The following is a 6,778-nucleotide window of genomic DNA, read 5'->3' on the forward strand; positions in this document are numbered from 1 at the left end:
CTGCGTGAACTGCACGGCGGGGTTGAGGACGGTGGGCGGGTTGCGGCCGTGGACCCGCCCGGCGGCGCCGATCGATTTGGGCAGCGCATCGGTGCCGTAGAGCGCCGGCTGGTGGCAGCGGGCGCAGCTCGCCGTGCCGTCGAGCGAGACGCGCGGCTCGAAGAACAGCGCCCGGCCGAGGGCCACGCGCTGCGGTTCTACGGGGTGCTCGGCGCTGCCGGCGTGTGTCGGCAGCGGCGCGAACAGTTGCCCGGCCTGGGCGAGCAGCGCGGCATCGTCAGTGGCCGCGAGCGCGGGTCCCGCAAGACCCAACGCGAGCAGCGTTGCCTGACGCATGTGTTTCAACATGATGTCGTCTCCTCACCGCTGGGTCTGCGATGGTTGCAGAAAGGGCGCGGCCGATGTGGGGCCGCCGCCGGACGGCCCGAAGTTCCAGTACAGCCCGAGATAGCCGCCGTCGTGACTCTCCCCGGCCACCGTCGAGCCGACGCGAAACAGCAGGCTGCAACCACCGCAGGCGGCGACATCGCTGTAAACACCACCGACGTTGAAGAAGGTGGCGTGGCGGGCATCGTCGCTCGGCGCGCCCTGGTAAAACAGCTCGCCGCCCAGCGTCAGGCGGTCGGTGACCTCGCGCTGCAGCAGCCAGCCGCCGAAACTGTAGTTGCGCATGCCGGGAGCGGAATTGAAGGCCCGCCCGCCGCCGCCGTAGGTAGTCCAGGGGCCGAAACTTTTCTGCAACCACAGCGGAAAGGTGCCCCACACCCGGTCGTTGCCGAGACCCTTGTCCGCATCGCCGGTCGGCACGTAGAACATGGGGAAGACGCCGGCCTGCGGGCGGTTGTCCGTCTCGTGCAAAAAGCGGTACTTCACGCCAAGCTCGACATCCCCCAGGCCGTATTCGTCGGGGCCGTCGCCCGGCCGCACCCCGGTGAACGGCAGCATGGCGTGCAGATGCCAGTCGGGAGCGGGACTGGTGTTGAACTCGAAGGCCGGGGCGGCGAAGGACTTGTCGCCCTGCGGGCCTCTGTCGTAGGTCGAGAACACGTAAGCCTCGGAATGCCGGTACTCGACCGGTTCCGGGTCGTCGGTCATGAACGGCGGCCCGGCGAGCGCCGCCGTGGTGCCGAGCGCCAGGCTCAGAGTTTGTGAACAAATGCGCGTCCTGCGCATTGCTTGCGTCGCCCGTCCGGTACACGCCCGGACGGGCTCCCGCGAATCAAGCCCTTGCGGGCTCGATTCGCGTCCGGCCATCCCTGGCCGGCCTGAGAGCTTGAAAAATTCACAAGCTCTCAGGCGGAGCAGCGAACGTGCGATCACGCGACACGCCTCCTGGGTCACGCTCATCGGGTTGTGGTTGCATCGCGGTCGTGGCGCTGCAACGCTATCGTCACTCTATAACGAAAGCCGATTATTTAGGGAGCCGCTCGTCGCCGCCCCGACCCGACAGCGAGGGAAATGAGGATGGAAACCCCCAAAGCCACCGGCCTCGGTTCCGCCGAAGCCCGCGAACGGCTCCCCCGTGTCGGGCCCGACGTGCTGTTCCGCGCCACCCCCGTGCGCTTCTGGGCGATCGCGCGCGAGGAAGTCACCCGAGCCCATGATCCTGTTGCTGCTGGTGGTGGGCGTCGCCTACAGCCTCTGGGGCGAGATTGCCGACGCCGTCACCATCTTCGCCGTCATCACCGTCCTGGTGCTGGCCGAGGTCTGGAACGGGTTTCGCGCCAAGCGGGCGAGCGCCGCGCTCGAGCGCATCGCCGCGCCCCGGGCGCGGGTGCGGCGCGACGGGTCGCTGGCCGAGGTGCAGACCGAAAGCCTGGTGCCGGATGATCTGCTGGTGCTCGCCACCGGCACGCGCATCGCGGCCGACGCCGCGGTGACGCTGAGCCGCGGGCTCGCCTGCGACGAGTCGGCGCTGAGCGGCGAGTCGTTTCCGGTCGAGAAAAAGCCCGGCGACAGCGTGTTCGCGGGCACGGTGGTGACCGGCGGCGAAGGCGAGGCGCTCGTGACCGCGACCGGCCAACAGACCCGGCTCGGTGGCATCGGCCGCGCGCTGGAGGCGGTGCGTCAGCCGCGCACGCCGCTGCAGCTCGCCATGCGCGCTTTGGCCGGCAAGCTGGTGTGGGTGGCGGGGTTCTTCGCGGTGCTGATTCCCGTGATCGGCATCCTGCGCGGCGAGGACTGGCGGCAGATGGTCCTCACGGGGCTGTCGCTGGCGTTCGCCACCATCCCCGAGGAACTGCCCATCATCATCACCATGGTGCTGGGGCTGGGTTCCTATGCGCTTTCGCGCGGCAATTTTCTGGTCAAACGCATCCGCGCCGCCGAGACGCCCGGGGGATGTGACCGTGATCGTCACCGACAAGACCGGCACCCTCACGCGCTCGGACACGCAGCCGGTGTTCGCGCCCGGGCTGTTCGGCAACCGCGTGATGAATTTCTGGGCGCTCGCCGCGGTGGCGTTCCTGCTGGCGGCGATGTACGTCCCGGGATTGCAGGAGCGCTTTCGGCTGAGAGCTTGTGAATTTTTCAAGCTCTCAGGCCGGCCAGGGATGGCCGGACGCGAATCGAGCCCGCCAGGGCTTGATTCGCGTGAGCACGTCCGGGCGTGTACCGGACGTGCGACGCAAGAAATGCGCAGGACGCGCATTTCTTCACAAACTCTGAGCCCGCTGCCGCTGTCGGAGTTGGTCGTGATCGCGGCGCTCGCGGTCGTCATCACGGGGCTGTCGGAAATCGCAAAACAGTGCCGATGGGGCGCCGCCAGGCACTGAATGGAGAATGACGGAATCACAGTTCGCGAGGCGCGGAGCTGTCGCCACCTTATGTCCGGTGCGGGTCATCGCCCCTCGATCAATTCCCCGAACAGCTCACGGAGCTTGGTTTTGGCGTCGGCCAGGGCGATGCGGCCCGTTTCGGTGATGTCGTAAAGCCGCCGTTCGCGTCGCCCGCTGCGCTCGTGGCGCGAGCTGAGATAACCCTTTTTTTCCAGGCCGTGCAGCATGGGATAGAGCGTGCCGGGACTCAGGTCGTAGCCGTGGCGGCGCAGCTCTTCGATGATGCCAAGGCCGAACACCGGCTCTTCGGCGGCGTGGTGCAGGATGTGCAGGCGGATGAGGCCGCCGTAGAGATCCTTGTCTGTCATGGTCTTTGAAGCTTCCCCCCCGATCCGCCCTGAGCCGCCGTCGTCGAACCGATCGACCCGGTTAGTGTGTCCCAGGCACGAGGCAAGCTGCCGCACCGGCAGCGCGAAACGCGCGCCGGCGGTCAGCGGATGCGGTGCCGACCGCGGCCGGCTGGTTGCGGTCACAATGCGCGCCACCGACCTGCCCATCATCCGCCTGCGTATGCTTCACCCACCAACCGCAACCTTGTCAGCATGACGCTTTCCATCATCGGCGCCGGCTTCGGTCGCACCGGCACGTTGTCGTTGAAACTTGCGCTCGAGCAGCTGGGCTTCGGCCCGTGCTACCACATGAACGACGTCTTCTCGCACCCCGGCCACGCGCAGCGCTGGCGCGACGCGTTCCGTGACGGCGACGCCGATTGGGACGACCTGCTGTGCGGCTTCGCGTCTGCCGTGGACTGGCCGCCGGCGCATTTCTGGCGGCAACTCGCGGTGCGCTATCCCGACGCCCGGGTGATTCTCACCGTGCGCGATCGCGACGCCTGGTACGACAGCATCGCCAGCACCATCTTCCCGGCGCAGCGCCGCCCGCTGCCGCCGCCGGACGATCCGCACTACGCGCAGCTCGTGATGCCGCGCGAGCTGATCCTGCACGGCACCTTCGGGCAGATCGAGGACAAGACGCACGTGCTGTCGATCTACGACGCGCACAACGCCGCCGTGCGGGCGGCGATCGAGCCCGCGCGGTTGCTGGAATACGACGTGAAGGACGGCTGGGCGCCGCTGTGCGCCTTCCTCGGCGTGCCGGTGCCCGACGGGCCTTTCCCGCGCAGCAACACGACGCAGGAATTCATCGACCGGCTGCGCAAGCCGGGCGTCTGAGGATCATCGGCCAAAAACAGCGGAGGCGGGCATGCGAGCGGCATTACTCGACGGATACGGCGGGGCGGAGCGGCTGCGCGTGGCCGAGGTGCCGGACGCGCCGCCGCCGCGGCGCGGGCAGGTGCGCGTGCGGGTGCACGCGGCGAGCCTGAACCCCATCGACTGGAAGGTCTGCGCGGGGTACTTCCGCCTGATCCCGGGCCAGCGCATGCCGATGATCCCGGGCAGCGACTGCTCGGGCGTGGTGGACGCGGTCGGCGACGGCGTCGCCGAGTTCAAGCCGGGCGATGCCGTGTTCGGGCTGATCAGCGGCGGGGTTGGGCACACGTTTGCGCAGCTGGTGACGGCGCCCGCCAAGCGCTTTGCCCACAAGCCCGCCAACGTGAGCCATCACGAGGCCGCGAGCGCCGCGCTGGTGGGCGTGACGGTGCTGGAGGCGCTCACCCGCGGCACGCGTCTTGCGGCGGGTCAGCGCGTTTTCGTGAGCGCGGGCGCCGGCGGTGTCGGCAGCTTCGCCGTGCAGTACGCGCGCTCGGTGGGCGCGCAGGTGCTGGCGAGCGCCGGGGCGGCCAATCTCGACTTCGTGCGCGGGCTCGGCGCCGAGACGGTATTCGACTACGCGACCACCGACTGCGCGGCGCAACTGAGCGATCTCGACGTTATCTTCGACGCCTGGGGCGACCTCGACGCGCGCCGGTATCTCACGTGCCTGAAGCCGGGCGGCGTGTTCCTCACCACCGGCAGCGGTGGGCGGTCGATGGAAGACCTCGCCACCCGCTACGGCAAGCGCTGGTGGCTGTTCGGCGGGCTCGCGGACGTGCTGCGCCTGCGCTGGCAGGCGCGCCGCGAGGGCAGGCAGGTGGCGATGGTGTTCGCGCAGCCGCGCGCGGAGCACCTGCAGCGCATCGCGCGGCTGCTCGAAAGCGGTGCCGTCAAGGCGCAGGTCGGGCAGGTCTATGCGCTCGACGACATCGCCCGCGCCTTTGCCGACGGCCAGACCGGCCACGCGCGCGGCAAGCGGGTGATCGACCTCGGCGCGTAGCCGCGGCGGCCGCGACGCAGCCGGCCCGGTGCCGGCGGGGTGCGCGCTTGCGAGCCTCTCGGCGCCGGTCGATGATGGCCGCGCGAGGGCACCCTGGAGGAGGCGACATGCGCGCCGAAGACAACATCACGCTCACCCGCACCGACCCCGGCACGCCGATGGGCGCGCTGTTCCGGCGCTACTGGCTGCCGGCGCTGGCGTCGGGCGAACTGCCGGAACCCGACGGCGCGCCGCTGCGCCTGCCGCTGCTCGGCGAGCGCCTGGTGGCATTTCGCGACAGCGCGGGCCACGTCGGCATCGTCGAGGAAGCCTGCCCGCACCGCCAGGCGTCGCTGTATTTCGGCCGCTGCGAGGACGGCGGCATCCGCTGCGCCTACCACGGCTGGCAGTTCGACCGGCACGGTCGCTGCCTCGACATCCCGTCCGAGCCGGCCGACAGCGGCTTTGCCGAACAGGTGCGCATCCGCGCCTATCCAACGCTGGAACGCGGCGGCGTGGTGTGGGTGTACATGGGCGACCCGGCCAAACAGCCGGCGCCGCCAGAGCTCGAATGGGCGCTGCTGCCGGACAGTCATCTGTTCGTCTCCCGCCGCCTGCAGGAGTGCAACTACCTGCAGGTGATGGAAGGCGGGCTCGATTCGAGCCATCAGTCCTGGCTGCACCGCTGGACGCTGCAGGACGATCCGGTGCTCGGCACCGGCGCCGGCGGGCGTTCGCGGATTGTGGAGATCATCGGCGCGGACCCAAACCCGCGCTACGAGGTGGCGCCCACCGACGCCGGCCTGCTGCTCGGCGCCCGCCGCCGGGCCGGGCCGGACGAGTACTACTGGCGCATTACGCAGTTCCTGCTGCCGTGCTTCAACCTGGTGGCGCCGACCGGGGATCTGAGCCTGAACGCGCAGGCCTGGGTGCCGGCGGACGACGAGAACTGCTGGTCGTGGGCGGTGAATTACCACGTCGACCGGCCGCTGACCGCACAAGAGCGGGACGCGATGGCGCGCGGCGCCGGCCTGCATGTGGAATTCGTGCCCGGCAGCCGGCAGGGCACCGGCCATCGCGGCAACGACTACGGCCGCGACCGGGCGCTGCAGGTGGCGCGCAAGAGCTTTTCCGGCGTGCCCGGCATCGCCATGCAGGACACCGCCGTGCAGGAGAGCCAGGGCCGCATCGCCGACCGCACCCGCGAGCGCCTGGTGTCGAGCGACAACGGCATCATCGCCGCGCGCCGCCTGCTGCTCGACGCTGCCCGCGCCAACCAGGCCGGCGGTGCCGTGCCGGGACTCGACCCGGCCTCGCACCGCTGCCGCGCGGCGTCGGTCATCGTGCCGCAGGAGCGGCTGGCGGATGTGCCGCGGGAGGCGCTGGCGCCAGTGGTTCCGGTGCCGTGCTGGCAGGTCGTGGGTTGAGGCCGGCGTGCGGCATACTCGGCGCTCGCCCACTTAACAGGCCGTTGAAAAAGGTTTTTCAACGGCCTGTTAAGGCAGTGGCTGGAAACTTCCCTCCCTGGAACTTTTCAGCTCGCCGTCGCGCGGTAAACGCCTGCGCGATGCTCACTGAATCAATGGCGTACGTGACGGGCGGAAGCGGTTTGCCGTCGTGGTGGTAGAGCGCGATGGCGCTTTGACATCCTCGCGAAGCTGCTCGAATAGCGCCTTTTGGTCGAAACCGTGGCAACCGCCACAGACGAGGTCGGGTCAGCTGCCGACAGCGCACTGGTCCTCGTCCGA

The 6,778-nt window shown here is 69.5% G+C and carries 7 protein-coding genes; 4 read left to right on the forward strand and 3 right to left on the reverse strand.

Annotated elements, in window-relative coordinates:
- Together PHC73_RS10090 and PHC73_RS10095 are read right to left on the reverse strand one after the other, a co-directional pair.
- Positions 1-348: cytochrome-c peroxidase (locus tag PHC73_RS10090; RefSeq protein ID WP_300127501.1), on the reverse strand; the 348-nt coding region annotated here is incomplete at its 3' end.
- Positions 349-360: 12 nt separating this feature from the next.
- A complete protein-coding gene (locus PHC73_RS10095; RefSeq protein ID WP_300127503.1) occupies positions 361-1,173 on the reverse strand; it encodes a hypothetical protein in 813 nt (270 codons plus the stop codon).
- 427 nt (positions 1,174-1,600) lie between these two features.
- Between PHC73_RS10095 and PHC73_RS10100 the strand changes: the two genes are divergently transcribed.
- Entirely contained in the window at positions 1,601-2,524 is a 924-nt protein-coding gene (locus PHC73_RS10100) for an HAD-IC family P-type ATPase (protein ID WP_300127506.1), read from the forward strand.
- Between the two features lie 315 nt (positions 2,525-2,839).
- Here the strand turns inward: PHC73_RS10100 and PHC73_RS10105 are convergent, their stop codons facing one another.
- Entirely contained in the window at positions 2,840-3,145 is a 306-nt protein-coding gene (locus PHC73_RS10105) for a PadR family transcriptional regulator (protein WP_300127518.1), read from the reverse strand.
- A gap of 234 nt (positions 3,146-3,379) precedes the next feature.
- On the opposite strand from PHC73_RS10105, the gene PHC73_RS10110 reads away from it, so the two are divergent.
- From PHC73_RS10110 to PHC73_RS10120, 3 genes are all read left to right on the forward strand, one after another.
- The gene (locus tag PHC73_RS10110) at positions 3,380-4,009 is read left to right on the forward strand and encodes a sulfotransferase family protein (RefSeq protein ID WP_300127509.1); all 630 of its coding nucleotides are present in this window, start codon (positions 3,380-3,382) and stop codon (positions 4,007-4,009) included.
- Between the two features lie 31 nt (positions 4,010-4,040).
- Entirely contained in the window at positions 4,041-5,051 is a 1,011-nt protein-coding gene (locus tag PHC73_RS10115; protein WP_300127512.1) for an NADP-dependent oxidoreductase, read from the forward strand.
- Positions 5,052-5,158: 107 nt separating this feature from the next.
- Entirely contained in the window at positions 5,159-6,457 is a 1,299-nt protein-coding gene (locus PHC73_RS10120) for a Rieske 2Fe-2S domain-containing protein (RefSeq protein ID WP_300127515.1), read from the forward strand.
- Positions 6,458-6,778 lie beyond the last annotated feature (321 nt).

Origin of the sequence: Immundisolibacter sp. (assembly GCF_028696615.1) — a bacterium.
Classification (GTDB): domain Bacteria; phylum Pseudomonadota; class Gammaproteobacteria; order Immundisolibacterales; family Immundisolibacteraceae; genus Immundisolibacter.

Coding starts and splice junctions, on each gene's coding strand:
- PHC73_RS10095 (WP_300127503.1), bottom strand. CDS start 1,173: ATGCGCAGGACGCGCATTTGTTCACAAACTCTGAGCCTGGCGCTCGGC.
- PHC73_RS10100 (WP_300127506.1), top strand. CDS start 1,601: ATGATCCTGTTGCTGCTGGTGGTGGGCGTCGCCTACAGCCTCTGGGGC.
- PHC73_RS10115 (WP_300127512.1), top strand. CDS start 4,041: ATGCGAGCGGCATTACTCGACGGATACGGCGGGGCGGAGCGGCTGCGC.
- PHC73_RS10105 (WP_300127518.1), bottom strand. CDS start 3,145: ATGACAGACAAGGATCTCTACGGCGGCCTCATCCGCCTGCACATCCTG.
- PHC73_RS10120 (WP_300127515.1), top strand. CDS start 5,159: ATGCGCGCCGAAGACAACATCACGCTCACCCGCACCGACCCCGGCACG.
- PHC73_RS10110 (WP_300127509.1), top strand. CDS start 3,380: ATGACGCTTTCCATCATCGGCGCCGGCTTCGGTCGCACCGGCACGTTG.